This window comes from Nostoc sp. FACHB-280, from assembly GCF_014697615.1.
In the GTDB taxonomy this organism is placed as follows: Bacteria; Cyanobacteriota; Cyanobacteriia; order Cyanobacteriales; family Nostocaceae; genus Nostoc_B.
Genome location: NZ_JACJSD010000015.1, coordinates 120,406 through 142,807, shown reverse-complemented (window position 1 = coordinate 142,807; position 22,402 = coordinate 120,406). Strand labels below are relative to the sequence as shown.

The window sequence follows — 22,402 nt, the reverse complement described above, 5'->3', positions numbered from 1 at the left end:
ACAAATTATCCGCGACTGCCGGAAGGTGGAAAACACCCAAAGTCACGGACAATTGCTCGCTATCCTACAGGAAAGCTTTACGTTTAAATACCGATTAGCAGTTGCTACACAGGGAAAATCCGCAGCCATTGGCTAACACGGAGTTTCCCTTCACAGTAACTGGGTTATTACTAAAGTAATAGTATTAAAATATACTATTTATTAGGCGATCGCAAAGTTGCTACCTAGTAGGAAGGCGTTTTCTAGCAGTGTCCTAGACAGTGCGATTTCCTCTTTTTAGCAGCTTGCTGCACGTAGGCAGAAAGCAAAAGTCGGAAGACACAGGTGTTCTCATCTTTCCGGCTACTCGTCGGCTATTTGTTAGGTTAATTTTGCCCAGATATGCTTCATCCAGTTCTGCCGCCTGCGCCGCCTCCTGTTATTGAACCGATCAAATCTACAAATTCGCTGTCATCAATTGACAAGACCCAAACTCATGCTTTTGTAGAACCAGCTAGTGATACCCAAAACACTGCTGAAAAACCGCAAACTGTCAAAATTGCTGATACTAAAAATCTACCGCCTCAATTAGTACCGATCGCATCAACTTCAGATAATTTAGTCAAGACAAAAACTCTACCCACTCCCCATACACCAGAAACTTTACCCCCAGCACTGTCGCAATTTTCTCCCGCCAGAAGTGCTACAAGTTTAGGACAACCTCTCAGCATTGGTTATGGCGTTCAGTCAGTGAATCTAATTGGTGAAAATCCATCACAAACTAGTGCATCTGTTCAGCAATTCCCCGCACCCGCAAAATTTGTCACTGAACCAGTCTCCCAGACCGTAGCGGAAGCAAAATTCCCCGCACCCGCAAAAGTCGTTGCTGAAAAAATCACCTCACAGTCACCTGTTCAGCAATTTCCCCCAGCAGCAAAAGTCGTTGCTGAACAAGTTACTCCACCAGCATCACAACACACAACAACAGCACAGCCACAGCAACCAAAAACTATTAATCTTTCGGGAAAATTTAGCGATTATATACCTAATACTCAGCCAGTCCAAAATATTATTGAGTTTAAATCTCGCAACCTCACTAGCCAATCGAATACCCCGACCAATATAGAATTTAAATCGCCCAGCCAACCAACTCCCCCAAGCACAACTTCTCCCACGCCCCAACAGCCATCACAGACAACCACACCAGTAGTCAGAGAAAGAATTGTGGAAGTAATTTCAGATCGGCAGGAGTATGATGAGCAACGGCGAATTGTGACGGCGGAAGGTAATGTCGTAGTGCGGTTTGACGGGGCTGTAGTAGATGCCGATCGCCTGCAAGTGAATTTAGCCAATTTAATTGCGGTTGGGGAAGGAAATGTTGCCTTGACCAGAGGTGATCAAGTATTACGTGGTCAACGTTTTACTTATAACTTTTTGCAAGACAGTGGGGAATTAGAAAATGGCAGAGGCGAAATATATATCCCCACATCCTCTACAGATTTGGGCTTTTTACCTGCTGAGAATACCCCCGGTGGTTTACAACTCAGACCACCAAGCGATCGCATTCGTGCCAATCAACCCCTCACTAATGTCCGAAGTCCCGGCGAAGTGAATGTGGTTGTCGGTGGTCGTGGTGCTAGTAATTTGCCAACACCACAACAAGGTGGACAAGTTAAGCGACTGCGATTTGAAGCCAGACACATCGATTTTTATCCACGGGGTTGGCAAGCTAGGGATGTGCGAATTACCAATGACCCATTTTCACCTCCCGAACTAGAGTTACGGGCAAATAAAGTTACACTGACACGCCAAGCCCCATTAATTGACCGCATTAAAACAGAGCGTCAGCGTTTGGTATTTGATCAAGGTCTGAGTTTACCCATCCCTGTAGATAGCCAAACCATTGACCGCCGAGAACAAGAAGTAACTCCGGCAATTGTTTCACCTGGCTATGATGGCGATGACCGTGGTGGTTTATATTTGGAACGAAGTTTTACACCAGTTAATACCGAAACAACACGTTGGACAATTACACCACAGTTTTTTGTGCAGGAAGCTATTCAGTCAGGGGTAGAAAATCCGGCATCTTTGTTTGGTGTGAGAAGTAAACTGAATTCCGTTTTAGACCCAAAAACCACACTGCGCGGTTCTGGTGAATTAACTAGTTTTGATGTGAGCCAACTAGACTCAAATTTGCGGGCGAGTTTGCGACTGCGAAGAGAATTAGGCGATCGCAATCCCCATATTTTAAATGTGGAATATAGTTATCGCGATCGCTTGTATAACGGTTCTCTTGGCTTTCAAACTGTTCAAAGTAATTTGGGTGCTGTTGTTACCTCACCGATTATTCCCCTAGGGAAAAGTGGTATTAATCTCGACTATCAAGCAAGCGCACAATATATTACTGCCAATAGCGATCGTCAAGACCTATTTGGCACCAACATTGGCCAAACAATTGATCGCGTTTCTTTAGGTCGTCTACAAGCCAGCGCCGCTCTCAGCACTGGTGTATTTCTCTGGCAAGGAAAACCATTAGCCCCCACAGCTACCGCCGGATTGCGTTATACACCTAGACCTGTAGTTCCTTATATACAAGCGGTAGCTAGTATCAGAGGTACTAGTACTTATTACACCAGTGGAGATGACCAAACAAATCTCATTGGTTCAGTGGGCTTACAAGGACAAATTGGCCATTTTTCCCGTCCTTTTTTTGATTACACAGGCTTTAATATCAGTTACTCCAGAGGTTTAACTAGCGGATTATCACCTTTTTTGTTTGACAGATTTGTTGATAACCAAGTCTTGAGCGCGGGAATTGTGCAACAAATTTATGGCCCCATTCGGATTGGTTTTCAAACCTCAATTAACTTGGATACAGGCAGAGAAACCAGTACAGACTATGTTTTGGAATATAGCCGCCGCACCTATGGTATTACCCTACGCTACAATCCTGTCTTAGAATTAGGCGGCTTCAGTATTCGCATTAGTGACTTTAATTGGACTGGTGGTACAGATCCATTTTCGACTAACCAAGTTACACCTGTGGTTGGAGGTGTGCGCCAAGAATAATCTTGGGGACTCTAAAAAAATATCTCATCATTCAGGGACAAAGAAGCCAAGGGAGACAAGGGAGATAGAGGTCTTGCTGAGTCAACACATTGGATAATTGATTTTGAGGAAATACGACTTTAGGACTTACTACAACTTAGTATCAGCAAGTTCTTGCGTCTCATTAGACACCAGCTTTATCTATGTTATTATCGGGTTTTAGCTTTCGGGATTCAGTAATTAGCCATCATCAACCAAAAAAAAGCACTGGAAAACTTATATTCCCGAATCAGTAATCGGCACTTTTTATACAAAGGCTAACAGGCTAAGGCGCTGCTATGGCAAAAGTAAAATCAAAAGCCCAGAAATCAAAAAATTCAAAAAAGCAGCTGAAAAAGGACGCACCGACTCTTAGCCTCCAAGAAAGGTTAGCCCAAAAGCGTCAAGCGACAAAAGCCCGCAAAGAATTTATGGATTTGCTGACTAAATCCTTATCTATTGGGTTATTTTTAGGTTTTTTGTTGTTTTTAGCCGCTGGCATTAAGGCCGCATTACCCGCTGTTTTGGGGGTAATTGTTATGTCTTTTTCTTATAAATATCCCCGTCAGGCTTTAATTGGCTTTCTCGTATACGTCCCCTTTGGCGGAACCATTACCTATTACATTGGTAATAGTCCGGTTCTGCAATTGGCTAAAGATTCATTTTACATCCCAGCCGCGATCGCACTTTGGCAAGTTTGCCGCCAACAAAAACTGCCATTCATTATCCCCAAGGCTATTCAAATTCCTTTGTATTTTGTCTTAGCTTCCAGTTTACTAACTCTGGTATTTATTAATGGTGGACAGCAACTTAACCCCCCACCTGTAGGTTTATTCAAAACACCTGTTAAAGAAATACCCATCGGCTTAGGAATTTTAGGTTTAAAAGTATTTTTAGGTTATGTGCCTTTAATTACCTGCGCTTATTATCTCATTCGTGATAAAAAAGATTTTCTGAAGATAACCCGCTTACAAATTGTTCTGATCATCATTTGCTGTGCGCTGGGTCTGCTGCAATACATCCTATTAGTCGTTGGCGTTTGTGAAGGTACAAGAAATTTAGATGGTGCGGCTTTATTTAAAGCTACACTTGATGCCCGATGTTATTTTGGTGGAGCCTTAGTTTATAGTCCCAGCCAAGGAATTATTCGCCTACCTGGAACATTTGTTGCGCCTTGGCAATGGGCATGGTTTTTAATTTCTAGTACCTTTTTTGCCTTTGCCACAGGCTTTTCCGACCCGTCAATTTTGTGGCGGTTAACAAGTTTAGGTTCTTTAGCTTTAATCTTTGTTAATGCAGTAATTTCGGGACAAAGAATTGCTTTAGCTTTAGTACCGACTTGCTTTGTCATGCTGCTATTGCTGACTGGTCAAATTGCTAACTTAAAAAGGTTTATTCCTATTGGGGTAGGACTAGCGGTAATTTTGGGAATTGCAGTTGTGACTAACCCAGTAGTAGTGCAAGAACGACTGGATAGTTTTTTAGTCCGTTGGAATGCTTCTCCACCCCAAGATTTTATCATTCAGCAATTTGAGGAGAACTGGAAAAACGTAGATACCCCCATAGGTAGCGGTTTAGGTCGAGCGACTAACTCGGCGCGTGCTTTGGGTGAAACTAAGTTAGTGGAGACATACTATCCCAAGGTTTTATATGAAGTTGGGATTTTTGGTGTGTTGGGTTTTTTCGCTTTAGTTAATGTCCTAACATTTACAGGGTTTAAAACTTATCGTTCCTTAAAAAACCGTAATTTCCGCAGTTACGGAGCATCGATGTGGGTGTTTATATTGTTTATTAGTTATAACACCTACTACTATCCTTTAGATGTTGATCCGGTAGCTGTGTATTACTGGTTTGTGGCGGGAATACTATTTAAATTACCCACACTGGATAAACAAGAAAAAGAAGATGCTGATCCTGAAAACACCAACAAGAAAAAACGTCTACAAATCAAGTTTTAATTGAGTCAAATTATCTAAAAATCAACAAATATCATCACGGGTAATCTACTAGCAAAATCACCAATTTATTTGAGAATAAAATCACATGAATGATTTGCCTTTAATTTCTGTAATTATCCCAACTTACGGACGAGAGGAAGCACTAAAAGATAGTATTATAGATGTTCTTAATCAAGACTATCCCCATTTTGAGGTATTAGTAGTAGATCAATCGCCAAAACATCAACCAGAAGTACAAGCTTATCTAGAAGAAGTGGCTGCATTAGGTAAAATTCAATGGTTTCGATTGAATTGGGCAAGTTTACCTGGGGCGCGAAATTATGGTGTGCGTCGGTCATCTGGGGAAATAATTTTATTTATTGATGATGATGTAAAACTAACGCCTGGTTTTTTAATGGCTCATGCAAAAAATTATTTGCAAAATACCGAAATTGGGGCTGTAGCTGGGCGAGTTTTTGACAGAATGAAGTTAAGCGAATCTGGGGGAAAATTACAGATTGAATACCTGCCTCCCCAAGCTATGAATCCTGGTCTTGCTTGGCATTATCTGGATTTAGTACATACAGTTAAACCCCAACAGGTGCTAACAGCTAGGGGTTGTAATATGTCATTCCGCCGCGAAATTTTTAGTAAGTATGGACTGAGATTTGATGAAAGGTTTCGCGGGAGTGCGGTACGGGAAGAATCGGATTTTTGTTTGCGAATTAGACAGACAGGATATAAGATTTGGTACGACCCAGAAGCACATTTAATTCATTTGGGTGAAGAAACTGGTGGGTGTCATGATATTAGTACGCGATCGCTAAAATATCAATTCACTTTCTATCACAATAATTTCTTGATGGCGTTGAAGAATCTGAATTTTAGTGAATTTCTACAACTAGCTGCTAGTTTATTTGATTGTCAGGTTTTAGGACATCCGCCTTGTAATAAGAGTGGTTCTTTTGTGGCGATTTTGTCCCGTGGAATGTTCTATGTTTTGGGTTTTATGAATGCGTTATCTAGCGTGATTCAGTCTATCTGGAATGATGGACAGACTTATACTAAGTTGGATCAACAATCCCAAATGTTAGTTGTTGATAAACAACCTTCAATGTCTGCTAATTAAAAATTGCTGTTGTAATTTTTAGATACCCGACTTCTTCAAGAAGTCGGGTATCTGAGCCTCTGAATAAGATTAAATTAAAATGCGTATACTACAAATTGTCCCGTCTATTTCTTTAATTTATGGTGGCCCTAGCCAAATGGTGTTAGGGTTAGCGCCGGCTTTAGCAAAAGAAGGTGTAAAAGTTACTATTCTGACAACTGATAGTAATGGTGATACTGGTCAACAACCTTTAGATGTACCCTTAAATCGTCCAATTCAACAAGATGGTTATGAAATAATTTACTTTCGCTGTGCGCCATTTCGTCGTTATAAATTTTCGCTGGATTTACTCAATTGGCTAAAAACTCATGCTAAGGAATTTGATTTAGCGCATATTCATGCTTTATTTTCGCCGATTAGTAGTGCAGCCGCGACAGTATGCCGTGAAAAAAAATTACCTTATGTTTTGCGTCCTTTAGGTACTCTTGACCCGGCTGATTTACAAAAGAAAAAACAATTAAAAAAGCTGTATGTCGAGTTGATTGAACGCCAAAATTTAGCAGGTGCAGCCGCAATTCATTTTACTAGTGAACAAGAAGCAAAAATATCAGCAAGATTTGGAGTTAAGACAAAAGATTTAGTAATTCCTTTGGGTGTAAAACCGCCGCAAAGCATTTCAGCAAGTGCAGTACGTGGTCAGTTAGGTATATCGGAAGATTTGCCTTTGGTGTTGTTTATGTCGCGTATTGACCCGAAGAAAGGCTTGAATTTGTTGATTCCGGTGTTAGAAAAACTGTTGGCGGATGATTGCAAGTTTCATTTTGTCTTAGCTGGGACGAACCCTCAAGACCCAGACTATGAAGACAAAATCAAATTTCAAATCGAAAATTCACCATTGCGATCGCATACTACCATGACAGGCTTTGTGAGTGGTGAATTGAAAGCTGGGTTATTGCAAGCGGCTGATTTATTTGTTTTACCTTCTTATTACGAAAACTTCGGTATTGCGGTGGCTGAAGCTATGGTTGCGGGGATACCTGTAGTGATTTCTGACCAGGTGCATATTTGGCAGCAAGTAAGTGATAGTCAGTCGGGATGGGTGGGTCAAACAGAAGTATCTTCGTTGTTGGAGTTATTGCAACAAGCTTTGCAAAATCCCCAAGAACGCCAACGCCGGGGAGACAATGCTCAAAAATATGCCTTAGAAAATTTTAGCTGGGATGCGATCGCACGCCAAATGATTCAAGCTTATGAACAAATTCTGAGCAAGCTGTGATAATTTCAGCCAAAATTCCGTAAAAATACGTTAAGTGTCCATTTTCGATTTCCAAATGGTAGAAAGTATTGCGTTAGTCTGGAACAATTCACAACCACAATTTCGATTTCAGTGCTACAGCATACCGCTACTCTTGAGTTTAATTATCCTGCCAAAATCTACTTCGGCTCAATCTCCAGCACCACCAGGAGTTAATTTTCCTCCCACTTTACCAGAAACAATTGAGCAAACAATTCCCAAACCCTTACCTTTACCTACTCCATCGACTCCAACTCATCCTACTGCGCCTATTCTCCCGTCTCCTGGTATCCCAACACCGTCAGATACAACTTTTCCCGATAGTGACAGTTTTTTAGTCAACAATATCGAAGTTGTGGGAGCTACGGTTTTAAAAAATGAAATTGCGAAGTTAATTCAGCCATTCCAAAATCGTCAGGTAACTTTTGCTAATTTGCTGAAATTACGTTCTGATATTACCGAGCTTTATATCCAAAATGGTTACATTACCAGTGGTGCATTTTTGCCAAACAATCAAAATCTGACTGATGGTGTGGTAAAAATTCAAGTGGTAGAAGGCGAATTAGAAAAAATTGAAATTACTGGTTTGAGGCGTTTGAGACCAGTATACGTGCGATCGCGCCTGAAAAACACTACTTCCACACCATTAAACCGCAAGCATTTAGAAGCAGCACTGCAATTATTACAACTTGACCCTTTAATTCAACGAGTCAACGCCGAGTTAACCGCAGGTAGCAGTCCTGGACGAAATATTTTACGAGTTAAGATTACTGAAGCACCAGCCTTTCACGCCGTAATTTTCACAGCCAACAATCAAACCCCTAGTGTTGGTTCGACGCAAATCGGCACTTTTGTTAACTATGATAACTTGTTGGGGTTTGGCGATCGCTTAACTGCTGAATATGGCATTACTGAAGGGCTTAACTTATACGATATTAGCTATACAATTCCACTCAACGGTAATAATGATACTCTCAGTTTCCGCTTCAACAATGCCGATAGCCGAATTGTCACAGATGATTTCCGCGAATTGAAAATTAGAAGTGACTCGCAAACTTATTCGTTTAATTATCGTCGTCCTTTATATCGCCAACCCAACACAGAATTAGCTTTTAGCTTAGGTTTAGATTTACGTCGTTCTCAAACATTTTTATTTGATAATATTCCATTTTCCTTTTCTCCTGGTGCAGAAAACGGTGAGTCAAAAGTTACCGTTATTCGCTTTGCTCAAGATTGGGTAAAACGCGATGCTACAAAAGTTTTTGCGGCTCGTTCTCAATTCAGTTTAGGGATTGGTACATTTGATGCTACAGTTAACGACACAGGTACAGATGGACGCTTCTTTGCTTGGCTAGGACAATTTCAGTGGGTGCAATTACTATCGCCACGAACAATACTTTTAACTAGAGTTAATGCTCAACTCACAGGAGATTCTTTACTCTCCTTAGAAAAATTTAGTATTGGTGGATTTGATACAGTGCGTGGTTACAGCCAAAATAGACTTGTGGCTGACAATGGTTTTACAGCTTCTGCGGAAGTTCGTCTTCCTTTAACTAACAACTCTAATGTTTTACAAATAGCGCCTTTTTTTGATATCGGTACAGTCTGGAATAATCGTGGTAGTAATCCACAACCACAGACAATTTCGAGTTTTGGGTTAGGATTACTTTGGCAACCTAATCGAGATTTAAATCTGCGGTTGGATTATGGTATTCCACTCACAGATAACAATGGTGGCGGAAATACTCTACAAGATAATGGTTTTTATTTCTCATTAAGATATCAACCGTTTTAAGTTACCAGGAGTAATGAGTAGTGAGTAATAAGTAAATTTTTTACTCATTGCAACTAGGACTGCTATATATATTGAAAATATTCTTCAGGACTTACGCACAGGCTACGGAAAATCAAACCACAGAGGCGCAGAGTTCACAGAGAAATGAGAGTTTGAGAGGTGTTTTGCGTAAGTCCTATTCTTACTGCTGGCTATAAAACCATTAAATAAGTATCTTTTCCTTCCACTGGTAAAACTCGCAATTTCTGATTTTGCAAATCGGGTTCTAATCCTAAATCTTCTAACGGGATTAATCCCAATAAAGGATCAGATCCTTCTGGTAATTCAATACAAGTAAATGTCCCTTCTCTTCCCTCAACTGCAAGATTGACCATTTTAAAAATCCGAGCCTTGTGTACTCCTGTAGCTATTTTTACGTCTACTTCCCCTTGTAGTGGTAATCCTAAGTCAAGAATCATATTTTTAGGTAAGCATAACCTTGTTGCACCTGTATCGACTAAAACATCATGTAAAGTAATTGAGCGTATTTGTTCTACGGGAATAAAACCTCTTTCTGCAAGAGTCTGGTCAATTTGGTTAGTAACAGTGATTTTAGTAGTTACTTTGCCCATTTTTTCACTTTTGCTAGGTATCATATTATTTTCCTATAAATTTATGGTGTCAATTGTTGAATCATGAAAATATTATTGTTCGTTATATTTACATTTTATTGAATTTTATGAAATATAAGATTACCAATTGATTAATACCAATTCTATGTGAGTCTGCATTTAATCTTCATATCTCTTCTTTCTTTGTGTTCTACCCTTCGGGAAGCCGCTATCGCGTCTATGCGCCCTTTGTGGTTCGTTCTTTAATTCAGTGCATCTTCATGCAGAATTGGTATAAATAAGTCGCTAATCTCAAAAAACTATGTAAAACTAAAATTTACTGCACTCACGACTCATTACTAAATTACCATTCGCTAGTCGATAAACACCTTCAGGTTCTACAATTGGGTCGCCTTTTTGCCAAGAATTATCTGCTTGACTACTACTGACATTCTGCACATCACCTGTAGGATAGCTAGAAGCCACAGCTTCACCAGGACGAGTTGGTAAACCAGTAGTACCTGTAATTATAAAACTACCTTCTGTTTTGGAACTTCGAGCAATACAACTATTAGCAATTAACGCATTAGTGTCAATAAAATTATTTTGTAGTTCCGTGAGTCCGTTTTGGATAAAGCTCACATCAGGTACACCGATAATATTACCAGAAATCGCCCCAGAAGCATTGATATCAGAGCGTCTATTATTATTTAACGACTGGATACTCGCTCTATTAGTAGATTTTTGTTGAGGATCAAATAGAGAATCACTAAATACAGCACGAGTATTAAAGGTGATATCGCCACCTTGTCCCTCTGGTGCAAAGGCGAGAATGTCGCTGTCTGCTAATGCAATGATTGTATCTGCGGTGAGGAAAATATTACCGCCTCTACCGTTACCGCTAGACAGTTCAGTGCGGATATCACCATTATTTTGCAGGTTGATTTTTTTGGCAGTAATATTAATGGTGCCACCGTTTGATTGTCTAGCATTTGCTCTAATCGCACTATTATTTTTAACTAAGACTTCATCCTGACTAATAATAAAAATATTACCAGCATCTCCTCCCAAATTATTACCAGCATCTACGGCGATAAAACCGCCATTTCTGACAATTAAATTTTTGGTGTTTAATGTAATGTCACCACCACGACTATTACTAAAAGTCCTGGAAGTAATCCCAGTTATGAAGCCTGTTTGATTTTCTTGGGCATCTATTTCAATTAAATCAGTTGCTGTAATATTAATATCACCGCCAACACCAAATTTTTCTCCTGGTTCTGGTTGGTCAGAACTAGTGGAAATTAAGCCAAGATTTGTGAGTAAAATGCGTTCGGTTTTGATGTTGATATTTCCCGCATTACCAGCATCAGAGATAATTCCCGGAAAAGACACTACAGTGGCTTCAATAGCAGAGTTATTTATCTGAATGTCGCGGGAATTAATATTGATATTGCCGCCATTGCCGATGCCAAATGTGTTGGATTCGATGCGAGAATTATTGATGAGACTTAGGCGATCGCTAGTAATAAATATATCACCTGCGTTTGCTTGTTCTAAATTACTGGATGTGATAAATGCTCCATTTAACAGCACTGAATCATGAACTTGAAGTTTAATATTGCCTGAATCACCTGCTGTGCGGTTGGCAGCCGAAATAATCGCACCATCCGCAAGTGCAAGATTTTGGGCTTTGATATTAACGCCACTACTGGTTCCACTGGTTGGTTTGATGACAGAATTTCCTGTTGAAGCATCTATTGAACTCACATTACTGATAATTGCGCTCGGAATCAACGTTCCAGTAATAAAACCAATATCTCTCCCGGCAAGGGAAACTGTCTCACCAGCTATAATATTAATTGCACCTGAGTTGCCTTCTGTGGCGATCGCTTGAATTGAACTACCATTATTGATGTTGAGCGATCGCCCTATAATATTGATATTTCCCGTATCGCCTGTTTTTAACGCAATATTCCCGATATCACTTGTGTCTGTAAGGCTGATATTGCCATTGGCAAATATATTGATATTTCCGGTATTTCCACTTTCTGAAGCCCCATTTGTCAACTGACTATTTTCAGCAAGGGTGACATTACCAGTAGCATTAATCGAAATATCACCAGATTTAGCTGCGACATTTCCCGGTCTGCTAACAGATGTCAGTAAATTACTGTTATTTATTAAGCTAAAATTATGGGCATTAACTACAACATCACCGCCTATATCCAAAGTAGCCGCAGCAGAATTATTAACGAATTTAATATCTGGTCTGGCTATCCCTTGGGGAAAGTTTAAGCTTAACTTATCACCATCAACTTTAATTCCTACACTTCCAGGGGCATTTAAACCACCAATTTCAATCCTACTAACATTAAATCCCCCAACCCTTCCACCATCCATGAAAATTTGTCCAGTTGATTCAGATGTTGGTGCAACTCGACCACCCAGTAATATTAAACTTTTATGATTAGGAACTAGTAAACTGCCACGATTTTCAATGGAGTTTGCGCCTTGATTAGCAATTTGATTAAATAAAAAAGCTGTTGGATGAACACTAAGTAAACTATTACCTGGTGTAACTGGTGAACTCATAGAAAACTCAGCACCACCAGGAAATTGAATTGCATTAGCAGTAGTCGCTACAAATGAACCACCAACATTTAAAGTAGCATTTCTCCCAAAAATAATGCCATTGGGATTGATTAAGTATAAATTAGGCTGCGATCGCCCAAATGTACCAAGTGTACCTAAAATCTCAGAAGGATGATTACCTGTTACCCGTGCTAGAACATTTTGGATAGTTGCACTAGGAACGAAAAAATAAGCGCCTCTTCCAGCACTCACATTAAATTCTTGGAAACTGTGAAATAGATTAATTCCACGAGTCGCACCACCAGTCACTACCTCAATTGGCAAGCCGTTAAAGTTCGGTATAATTTGCGAAGACTCAGCCTCTAATGTATTATCTGGCACAATTTTGCTTTGAGCATCAGTTTCAGGGCTAAAGATGGTTACTCCCACCACTCCCAAAAAACCCACAAATCCTAAATGCAAATATTTACGCCACTGAGGATTGTTAATCATCAAAATTTAATTTAATACTTTTACTCAAAGCTCAGATACCTAACTTTGTTAAGAAGTTGGGTATTTTTTTAGTCTGAGGCTTGAGAACGCAAATTGCAATACTGCATATATTGACATCAAATGCAATGCAGTTTTATGCACTTCTTTATACATAATTCAGCACAGAAAGTTGCATAAAACCTACAGGACGAATTTCTAGAGTTTTTTTTAATCTGTGAGTTGACAAAAATTTTAATTGTCAAAAAATCACCATCTTATTTGATTAGAAATTTCAGAAATAAACTTATGACTACGATTCCTTACGATCCTTTATTCCCCCAGCAATGGTATCTATATAACACTGGTCAATCTGGTGGGACTCCTGGTATCGATCTCAATGTGGTTGATGTTTGGGATGACTACACAGGACGCGGCGTTGTAGTGGGTGTAATCGATGATGGATTTGATTACACACACTACGATTTGAATAATAATTACGACACAACAAGAGATTATGACACCATTAACCAAGATGCAGATCCTTTCCCAACTCTCGTTGATGAAAATCATGGAACATCAGTAGCAGGTATTATTGGTGCTGAAGCGAATGGAGTTGGTACTGTAGGTGTTGCGTTCAATGCAACAATCACTGGTATTAGAGCGATTCCAGGTTCGATCAGTACTGCGGTTGATGCTTTGTGGCGTGCTGCGAGTTTTGATGTTGTCAACAATAGCTGGGGCTATGGAAGTCAAAGTGCTTTTGTCGATAATTTTTTTACCTTTCCACAAGCAGCACAAGCGATCGCTAATGCTGTCACAGATGGACGTAATGGATTAGGAACAGCGATCGTATTTTCCGCCGGAAATTATCGTCAAGAAGGAGACAATACTAACTATCATAACTTTCAAAACTCCCGCCAAGTTATTAGTGTAGCGGCACTAGATCATAATGGCTTTGCCAGTTCCTATAGTACTCCTGGTGCATCTATTCTGGTTTCGGCTTTCGGTAGTGGTATACCTGGCAGTATTGTCACGACAGATCGTCAAGGATCGGCTGGCTATAGTTCTGGAGACTACAACTATAGTTTTAACGGCACTTCCGCATCTGCACCGCAGGTTTCTGGGGTAGTTGCTTTAATACTAGAAGCAAATCGCAATTTAGGTTATCGAGATATCCAAGAAATCCTCGCCTATTCTGCGCGTCAAAACGATTTTTATAACCAAGGTGGAAATTACATTTGGCAAATTAACGGCGCAAACAACTTCAATGGTGGCGGTTTACGTGTCAGCCACGACTATGGATTTGGCTTGGTAGATGCTCGTGCTGCTGTACGTTTAGCAGAAACTTGGCAAAAGCAGAGTGTATTTAGCAACGAACAGTCTCTCTCCTACAGTTCTGGTAATTTAGGTTTGACGATTCCAGATAACAATGAGGATGGAATTACCCATACCTTAAATGTTGCCGCAGGTTTAGAAATTGATTGGGTGGAAGTAGACTTGAATCTGACTCATCCTTATCGGGGTGATTTGATTGTGGATTTGATTTCTCCGAGTGGTATTGCTAGTACTTTGGTTTACCGACCTGGTAATCAGGAGGACGATGGAGATAATATTGTATTTCGACTTTCTAGTAGCCAACATTGGGGAGAAAGCAGTGCTGGTGAGTGGACACTGAGAATCCGAGATTTAGGCCCTACAGATATCGGCATTCTCAATAGTTGGAATTTGCGTTTATATGGGGATGCAGATACAGCTAATGACACTTATTTTTACACTGATGAGTATGGTTTTTATGGGACAACCACACTAACTGATACTGCTGGTACAGATACGATTAATGCGGCGGCGATTACTTACGACTCTTACCTGAATCTAAATCCAGGTGCTACAAGTATCCTCAGTGAAACTAACCTAACTATTAGTACAGGAACTACCATCGAAAATGCCTTTACTGGCGATGGCAACGATACAATTATTGGCAATAGTGCTGCTAATATTTTGTCTGGTGGCAGAGGTAACGATATTCTCGATGGTGGCGCAGGTAACGATACTCTCAGGGGTGGCAGAGGTAATGACACATATATAGTTAATGCTACTGGGGATGTCGTCATTGAAAACGCTAATGAAGGGACTGACAAAGTTCAATCATCTGTGAGTTATACCCTGGGTGCGAATGTCGAGAATTTAAGTCTCACAGGCACATCTGCAATCAATGGTACAGGTAACAGTCTTAACAACACCATTTCCGGCAACAATGGCAACAATATCCTGAATGGTGATGCTGGTAATGATATCCTGACTGGCGGTGCTGGTAATGACACGCTCAATGGTGGTACTGGCAATGATACGCTGATTGGTGGTGCTGGTAACGATATTTATATTGTTGATAGTACAGGCGATTTCGTTTCTGAAAATGCCAACCAAGGCATAGATACAGTGCAGTCATCTATTAGCTACACTCTAGGCAATGGTGTAGATAATTTAACGCTCACAGGCTCATCTGCCATTAATGGTACGGGCAATTTTTACAACAATACAATTACTGGTAATAGTGGCAATAACACCCTGAATGGTGGAGATGGCAACGATACTATTAACGGTGGTGCAGGTGTTGATACTCTTTTGGGCGGTAATGGCAATGATAACCTCATTGGCGGTACTGGCAATGATACACTGACGGGCGGTGCAGGGCGCGATCGCTTTACTTTTAACTCTCCGACAGAAGGCATTGATAGAATCACTGATTTTAACGTAGTTGATGATACTATCGCCGTATCTGCGGCTGGCTTTGGTGGTGGGTTAGTTGCGGGTGCAGCGATCGCGGCTAGTCAATTTATCATTGGTACAGCAGCAACTACCGCTAGTCAGCGATTTATTTACAACAATACAACAGGCGGGTTATTCTTTGACCAAGATGGCTCAGGTGCGATCGCCAAAGTTCAAATTGCGACACTCAACACCGGATTAGCCTTAACCAATGCAGATATCTTCGTTAACGCTTAAGGATTTATAAACAATAAATCATGAATTCTGGAGGATAGTCATCTTGTCTAGCCTCCATATTTTCAATGAGTCATACCATTTTGGATTGTGCAAAGACATGATCTGATGCAATCATTTTTCCAAGTAGTACTCTAAATAAAAAGATCCCTGATTTCTTAAAGAAGTCGGGGATCTGATTTGATGGTGTTTAAAGTAGACAGTGACAGAGCTAGTATTAAAAGTAAAAAGAAATTTGTTGACTGCAAATCTATGTTTTTGAGCCGAGTGCATAACTCCATAACTGTCATGATGAAAGCATAAAATTTGTATTTACAAGATAAAAGGTAGAAAGTTGCATTCATAATTACATAAAACTGTATTGCTAAGAGGTGCATTGGATTTTATATAAAACTTAATTATGTTATTTTATAGTGATTAACTAATCTAGGTTATATGTTTAATCAGGGTCTAAAATCCATTTTTCATCACTGGCTAAAAATCTTATTTGTAGGCAGCTTGATACTCTGTATAGGCTTGAGTAATTTAGTCAACGCTCAAACGCCCGAAGCAGTTCAACTTGTCAACCAAGGTATTGCCAGTTATCAAAAAGGAGATTTTCAAGCTGCGATTCAACCTTGGCAGTCTGCGGTGGAAATATATCAAAAAAATAATGACTTGCAGAATGTGGCGATCGTCAATGAAAATTTAGCTAGAGCTTATCAACAATTAGGCGATACCACAACAACCCTTAATTATTGGGAAAAAGTACTTGCTGATTATCGCATTCAAAATGATTGGCAAAAAGTTGGGCGAGTATTAACCGAAATAGCACAAGTTTACACTTATATTGGACAAACACAAAAAGCTATAAGTTTCTTATGTGGAACATCTGATACAAAACTGCCCAAAAAATTAACGTGTCAGCCAGGTAGTGCTTTACAAATTGCGTTAGAACAAAATGATAAGTTAGGAGAAATTGCAGCTTTAGGGAGTTTGGGAGAAGCTTATCGTCTACAAGGTAATTATGATCTAGCAATTAAATATCTAGAAGCTGCTAAAAATAGTCAAAATCAAACCTACAATTTTGCCATATTCAATAGTTTAGGGAATGCTCATGCCAGCCGCGCTCAACTTCGTAATCTACAGGCTAAATCTGCTGAACAACAAAGGTTTTTTAAAGCTGATTTGTTTCAAACACAAGCCATTAATGATTATCAATTAGCAAAGAAATATGTTCAATCTAGTATTGAGTTAGCAAACCAACAAAATAATTACCTCGGTGAATTGCGGAGTCATTTAAATTTAATTCAGCTTGCTTACCGTTCTATAGATACAAATTTATTTAATCCTAATCAAGTTGAAACAAACATCTACAACTCTATCGAAATTCTTAAGAAATTACCTGATTCTATAGATAAAGTATATGCAGCGATTGATTTGGCTAATCTACCTACTGTTGATGTTGAATTAACTTCACCTTTAACTCAGTGCTTTGAACAGCGAAGACTACCAGAAATAGAAGTAAAACAACTTTTTAACCAAGCTATTAAAGTTGCCAAAACTCTGCAAAATCAACGTGCTGAATCTTATGCTTTAGGAGTGTTGGGACATTTTTATGAGTGTCAGAGTCAAAAAGACAATTCATTAGCCTTAGAATTAACGAATAAAGCAATTTGGTTAGCTGAGCAAAATTTGCAAGCAAAAGATAGCCTGTATTTATGGGAATGGCAAGCAGGCAGAATTTTACTGAAACAAGGAAAAATTAATGAAGCTCTACTTGCTTATCAAAGAGCCTACAATACTTTAGAAGAATTACGCAACAATATCTTAATTACTAATCGTGACTTTCAATTTGATTTTCGGGATATTGTTGAACCTGTTTATCGAGAACTAGCGCAAGTTCAGCTAGATTTGGCTATATCTAGCACGAAAGATAATAAAACACGTAAACAGCAATTAAGTAGGGCTTTGGCTACTATCAATTCTTTACGTTTAGCAGAAATCCAAAATTACTTTGGCAATGATTGTATTTTGCAAGCTTTTAATCAAAATAATACAAATCAAGTATTAGAAAAGGATACAGCCGTAATTAGTTCCATTATTCTGAAAGAGAAAACAGGTATTTTACTAAGTTTGCCTAATCAAGAAGAACATTTATATTGGATAGATAAAAATCGAGAAGTTTTTCAAGCAGAAATCGCTAATTTTCGCAATGGATTATTACAACAGCAAACAATTAACTATGATACATCTGATGCAGAAAATCTTTATGATTTAATCATTAGACCCTTGGAGAAAGATTTAGTAACTCAGAAGATTACAACATTAGTGTTCGTCCAAGATGGTTTTTTGCGTGATATACCAATGGCGGCACTGTATGACCAAAAAGCAAGTAAATATTTAATTGAAAAATATGCTATTGCTACAACTTCTAGTTTACAATTGACTAATTTGAAAAAGAGCAATTTTTCAAGCGATCGCGCTTTAGTTTTAGCTTTAACTCAAGAAAGCGAAATTGACGGTATAAACTTTGATAAACTAGCCTATTCTTCTGTGGAATTTGAGGCTATTAAGACAACATTCCCTAAAAGCAAAAAATTAGAAAATGAACAGTTTTTACCAGAAAATGTCCAACAGGAAATTCAAAACCAAGTTTATCCGATTATTCATATATTGACTCATGCACAGTTTGGTATTCTACCAGAAGATACATTTTTAGTCGCTGGTAATAATCAAAAAATCACGATTGACAAACTAGAAATGATGTTGCGAAAATCTGGTAATGTTTCTAATTTTGTCGAGCTTTTAACATTAACAGCCTGTGAAACTGCAACAGGTAACGACCGTGCAACATTAGGTTTAGCAGGTGTAGCACTGCAAGCAGGTACAAAAAGTGCATTAGCTTCACTATGGTCTGTAGACGATGAATCTACAGCCTATCTAATTGCCGAGTTTTACAATAAATTACGTCATCCTAGAATGAGTAAAGCACAAGCTTTACAAGCAGCACAAATAGAATTGATTAACGCCAAGAAAATAACAGAAATTGATGACAGATATGATCATCCATATTATTGGTCAGCGTTTATTATGATTGGAAATTGGTTGTAATCTATGGGTATTTAATATATGAATACTCTGCTAATTCAAACAGCCGACTAAGTTAATAATTAATTCATAACTGCTCTTGGATTGCTATTGTTTGTAAATATTTTATCCTTTTCTTGAATAACTCTTCTTTATCTCTAGCTCTTGGCGATTCATATTTAGCCAAATCTTGGATTAAATTTGAACCTAAATTACCGAGTTTTTTATAATTTGCTAACTTTAAAGCTTCAGTTAATGCTTCATACCACAAACCTTCTTCAGCATAAATATTGGATTTTTTAAAAGCATCACTGATAGTAGATAATTCTGTTTTGATTTTAGAAGATATTTCAACAATCATAAATTCAGCAGCCTCAACTTTTTGGACTCCAGAACAACTAATAGCTAACTGCCAAAGATATTTTTTACCTACAATTAAATTTGGATATTGTTCTGGAAGGGATATTTGAAAAACTCCTGGTTGTATATCTTTAATAATTGCATCACCAATTTGAGTTACTGTGTTGTCTAAACTAAATTCAAAAATTCTAAACTCTACTTTTTGAGGACTAGATATAAAACCTACAAAGGTAGGACGTAATGAAGTAGTATACCCAACAGTGCTTTGAGGTGCTAGTAATGTCAAAGGTATATCTTGGGTTGATTCATTTGGACATCCTCGCTTACCTGCACTTCTGCTATAGTCACTTGCAGGCTTACGATTAGTTGGTGTAAAACCTGCAATTGCAACTGGCATAAAACATAGCAAAAAGCTCAGACTAGCAATAGTTAGACGACTTATATATAAACTCAAGTGAATGTACCTCGCTGAGATCATAAGTAATATCCTAGTATCAAATATTAGCTTTATTTTTTGCTTATTTTTTTTGACAACTTCCATGTAATTTCACATACTGTCCCTTTGGGAAATAATGATTCTCTCTTAAAGTTTCCACCTAAGTTATGAGCAATATTTTTGAGTTGTTTTGTTCCTTTATTTTCCAATGATGAAGTAAGTCCACAACCATTATCTTTAATCATTAGAGTATATAAATTTTCTTCTCTCTTGCCAATTGCTTCAATACGTTTGGCACTTTGAGCGTGTTTACCAATGTTGCATAGAGCTTCTTCTAGAAATAGACAAAGATCCTGCTTATTCTCTAAAGTTAAGTATTGTTCTTCTATTGGTTCAAAGGTACGAACTTTAACATTTATTTTATCAAAGTATTCTAAATCTCTTCTCTCAAGAGTACTTGTATATACTTCATAAAAAAGTTCATGAATAGGTCTTTTTAAATCTAGCTTTAAGCCACTGCCTAGACGCAAGCTTTCATTATAAATTAAAGCCTCTATTCTTACATATTCACCTATAGCCCGGATTTCTTGATTCAACTTTTCTAGGTATAGTACTAACTGTTCGTTACCTAAATTTCCTGTACGTACTTGAACTAATATGTTAGCTAAACTTTGCAAAGGGCCATTGTGAATAAGAGTAAATGTATGTTCAATTGCTTGTTGTCGTTCATTAATTTTAGATTTTTGTTCTTGTTCATATTTATAAAAAGTAAATGCAGTTAATCCGAAAGCATTAATTATTAAACTGGGTACTACAGGAATCCACCACCCAAATAAGATTAATAGGTAAGCTATGCCAATTAAACAACAACTAGCAACAACAACAAATGTTAAATTTTGCCAAATGTTTGGCGTTACCCTCACAATCATTACTAGGATTATTCCCCAGAATATTATCCATAAATATTCCCCTGCTTCAGACCAAGACTTTAACATTGGTCTACCGTTGAGAACGGCATTAATTATTTGAGAAGTCACATGAGCGTGCAGTTCTACTCCATAAATGTGTCCGTCAATTTTTGAGTGGTTTGTGGCTGAAGTATTAAAAAAATCAGTAACACTAGAAGCAGTAATCCCAATGATAACTACTTTATTCTCTAACCATTGAGGCTGAAAATTATTGTTTTTAATATCAGCTAAAGAAAGAAATTTGAATGGTTGTTGACCACTACGAAAATTGACTAGTATTTTTATCCCGCTATCATTGACGTTTACATAACCTCCAGAATTATATGAAATTCGTGGCATTTCTGTATTGCCAAAGCGTATAGTATCAGGGTCTTGTTTACCTGTTTCTATATTTATGCCTTGAGTAGATAAATAAATTTTTGCTAATTGCAAAGCTAAAGAATATTTATCTTCATCGATGTTTTTAGGATTTACTGTCCAAAGTAAATGTCGGCGATATTTGCCATCTTGATCTGCTATGACATCAGAAAATCCTATTTGTTTTGTTGGTAGTTTTGGTGGCGGTGAAATTTCTTCAGGAGGTAATAATTTTTCAATCGCAACCAAGTTTTTATATGTCTGAAATACTTTAATAATTTCCTGATGACCTGGTTCCACAGGCATATCTCTAACAATATCAATTCCAAGAACTGTAGGTTTATAAGATTGAATTTTTTGGATTAATAAGGCAAGTTCTTGATCTGGAATTGGATAGCTCTTGATGCTATCTATATCTTGTTCTGTAACTCCAATAATTACCACTTGTTTGTCGGTTGTTTCATCTGGTCTAAGACGTAAAAATATATCCAGAGTGATTAATTCTAGACTTTGTAATAATCCAGTTAAACGAGCAATTATAATGATGATTAAAACAGCAATCCCAGGAATTGCTGCTGGTTGCCAAATGGCAATTATTTGTTTAATTTGTTGTTTGCTGATCAACTCCATAAATAATTATTGACTATTAACTAATCAATTAATCCTGCTTGACGAGCGCGAATTTCGGTTTGAATTCGCATGTTTTTACCTTCTTCTGGATAAACACCAAGTAAGTCTTGAATTTTTGTCCAGTATGTACGTACAGCACGTTCTGATCTGTACATTTGTAAAGAAATCTGTTTATCGGTTAATCCTTGTTCAAAGGCTAATTTTAAAACTTCTAACCATTCCGGTTTTAGTTCCAATGATGCGTTAATATCTTTGGTATGAGTTACACCTTGTAGTGATAGATTGGCACGGATTAGCATTTCAGATTCAGATAAACCTTTATCTGCGATCGCAAAGCCACCTTGATGCTCATCAATCTCATGTTTTATCCTAATTAAAGCTCTGGCATAGCTACTTTGTACTAAGAAACTTTGTTGTGGATACTGCTTGAGTAAGTCTTTAATTAAGTTGATACCTGTATCTATCTGTGCAATCATTCCTGATTTTTCTGGGATGGACAAATCCATGACGATCAAGTCAAACTCAGAATTAGCAAGTTGGGCAAGTCCTTCTTCTGCTGTGTTTGCCTTCACAATCTCAGCATCTGGGTATTGTTGTTGTAGGATGTTAAAAGTTGCGCTTAAAATTAACTGATGGTCATCAATAACTAAAATTGTCAGTGGCAGTGACCTTGGTAAGTATGGATTCATCGTTAATTGATTAGTGACAGCCTTACCCGTATTCCTC

12 protein-coding genes are annotated in these 22,402 nt (G+C 38.3%); 7 read left to right on the top strand and 5 right to left on the bottom strand.

The genetic code is table 11. The annotated features are described in order from the left end of the window. Positions 1-381: 381 nt before the first annotated feature. From H6G75_RS13560 to H6G75_RS13540, 5 genes are all read left to right on the top strand, one after another. Entirely contained in the window at positions 382-3,048 is a 2,667-nt protein-coding gene (locus H6G75_RS13560) for a DUF3769 domain-containing protein (protein WP_190980575.1), read from the top strand. A gap of 317 nt (positions 3,049-3,365) precedes the next feature. After that, positions 3,366-5,024 (top strand): hormogonium polysaccharide biosynthesis protein HpsL, encoded by a 1,659-nt coding sequence (hpsL, locus tag H6G75_RS13555; RefSeq protein WP_190980574.1) that lies wholly within the window; start codon positions 3,366-3,368, stop codon positions 5,022-5,024. 85 nt (positions 5,025-5,109) lie between these two features. Then, on the top strand, positions 5,110-6,132 hold the full coding sequence (gene hpsN / locus H6G75_RS13550; protein WP_190980573.1) for a hormogonium polysaccharide biosynthesis glycosyltransferase HpsN: 1,023 nt from the start codon (positions 5,110-5,112) through the stop codon (positions 6,130-6,132). Between the two features lie 79 nt (positions 6,133-6,211). After that, a complete protein-coding gene (gene hpsP / locus H6G75_RS13545) occupies positions 6,212-7,387 on the top strand; it encodes a hormogonium polysaccharide biosynthesis glycosyltransferase HpsP (protein ID WP_190980572.1) in 1,176 nt (391 codons plus the stop codon). Positions 7,388-7,442: 55 nt separating this feature from the next. Then, positions 7,443-9,200, top strand: a complete 1,758-nt coding sequence (locus H6G75_RS13540; protein WP_190980571.1) for a ShlB/FhaC/HecB family hemolysin secretion/activation protein — start codon at positions 7,443-7,445, stop codon at positions 9,198-9,200. A gap of 191 nt (positions 9,201-9,391) precedes the next feature. On the opposite strand, the gene H6G75_RS13535 is transcribed toward H6G75_RS13540, so the two are convergent. Together H6G75_RS13535 and H6G75_RS13530 are read right to left on the bottom strand one after the other, a co-directional pair. Next, positions 9,392-9,835, bottom strand: coding sequence for a retroviral-like aspartic protease family protein (locus H6G75_RS13535; RefSeq protein ID WP_199337865.1), 444 nt, complete (start codon positions 9,833-9,835; stop codon positions 9,392-9,394). Between the two features lie 285 nt (positions 9,836-10,120). Then, positions 10,121-12,877 carry a filamentous hemagglutinin N-terminal domain-containing protein gene (locus tag H6G75_RS13530; protein ID WP_190980570.1) on the bottom strand — a complete coding sequence of 919 codons (2,757 nt, stop codon included), beginning with the start codon at positions 12,875-12,877 and terminating at the stop codon, positions 10,121-10,123. 285 nt (positions 12,878-13,162) lie between these two features. On the opposite strand from H6G75_RS13530, the gene H6G75_RS33520 reads away from it, so the two are divergent. Together H6G75_RS33520 and H6G75_RS13520 are read left to right on the top strand one after the other, a co-directional pair. Next, the gene (locus tag H6G75_RS33520; protein ID WP_190980569.1) at positions 13,163-15,859 is read left to right on the top strand and encodes a S8 family serine peptidase; all 2,697 of its coding nucleotides are present in this window, start codon (positions 13,163-13,165) and stop codon (positions 15,857-15,859) included. A gap of 432 nt (positions 15,860-16,291) precedes the next feature. Next, the gene (locus tag H6G75_RS13520) at positions 16,292-18,949 is read left to right on the top strand and encodes a CHAT domain-containing protein (RefSeq protein WP_190980568.1); all 2,658 of its coding nucleotides are present in this window, start codon (positions 16,292-16,294) and stop codon (positions 18,947-18,949) included. Between the two features lie 64 nt (positions 18,950-19,013). Here the strand turns inward: H6G75_RS13520 and H6G75_RS13515 are convergent, their stop codons facing one another. The 3 genes from H6G75_RS13515 to H6G75_RS13505 form a co-directional block, all read right to left on the bottom strand. Further along, complete coding sequence (locus tag H6G75_RS13515) at positions 19,014-19,682, bottom strand: DUF928 domain-containing protein (protein ID WP_242051529.1); 669 nt, start codon at positions 19,680-19,682, stop codon at positions 19,014-19,016. Between the two features lie 110 nt (positions 19,683-19,792). Continuing rightward, positions 19,793-21,676, bottom strand: coding sequence for a CHASE2 domain-containing protein (locus H6G75_RS13510; RefSeq protein ID WP_190980567.1), 1,884 nt, complete (start codon positions 21,674-21,676; stop codon positions 19,793-19,795). 20 nt (positions 21,677-21,696) lie between these two features. Then, positions 21,697-22,365: a response regulator transcription factor gene (locus H6G75_RS13505; RefSeq protein WP_190980566.1), complete on the bottom strand. Its 669-nt coding sequence runs from the start codon at positions 22,363-22,365 to the stop codon at positions 21,697-21,699. Between the last annotated feature and the right edge of the window lie 37 nt (positions 22,366-22,402).

Bases quoted from the DNA above. Each gene is read 5' to 3' on its own strand.
- H6G75_RS13560 (WP_190980575.1), top strand. From the start codon at position 382: ATGCTTCATCCAGTTCTGCCGCCTGCGCCGCCTCCTGTTATTGAACCG.
- hpsL (WP_190980574.1), top strand. From the start codon at position 3,366: ATGGCAAAAGTAAAATCAAAAGCCCAGAAATCAAAAAATTCAAAAAAG.
- hpsN (WP_190980573.1), top strand. From the start codon at position 5,110: ATGAATGATTTGCCTTTAATTTCTGTAATTATCCCAACTTACGGACGA.
- hpsP (WP_190980572.1), top strand. From the start codon at position 6,212: ATGCGTATACTACAAATTGTCCCGTCTATTTCTTTAATTTATGGTGGC.
- H6G75_RS13540 (WP_190980571.1), top strand. From the start codon at position 7,443: ATGGTAGAAAGTATTGCGTTAGTCTGGAACAATTCACAACCACAATTT.
- H6G75_RS13535 (WP_199337865.1), bottom strand. From the start codon at position 9,835: ATGATACCTAGCAAAAGTGAAAAAATGGGCAAAGTAACTACTAAAATC.
- H6G75_RS13530 (WP_190980570.1), bottom strand. From the start codon at position 12,877: ATGATTAACAATCCTCAGTGGCGTAAATATTTGCATTTAGGATTTGTG.
- H6G75_RS33520 (WP_190980569.1), top strand. From the start codon at position 13,163: ATGACTACGATTCCTTACGATCCTTTATTCCCCCAGCAATGGTATCTA.
- H6G75_RS13520 (WP_190980568.1), top strand. From the start codon at position 16,292: ATGTTTAATCAGGGTCTAAAATCCATTTTTCATCACTGGCTAAAAATC.
- H6G75_RS13515 (WP_242051529.1), bottom strand. From the start codon at position 19,682: ATGCCAGTTGCAATTGCAGGTTTTACACCAACTAATCGTAAGCCTGCA.
- H6G75_RS13510 (WP_190980567.1), bottom strand. From the start codon at position 21,676: ATGGAGTTGATCAGCAAACAACAAATTAAACAAATAATTGCCATTTGG.
- H6G75_RS13505 (WP_190980566.1), bottom strand. From the start codon at position 22,365: ATGAATCCATACTTACCAAGGTCACTGCCACTGACAATTTTAGTTATT.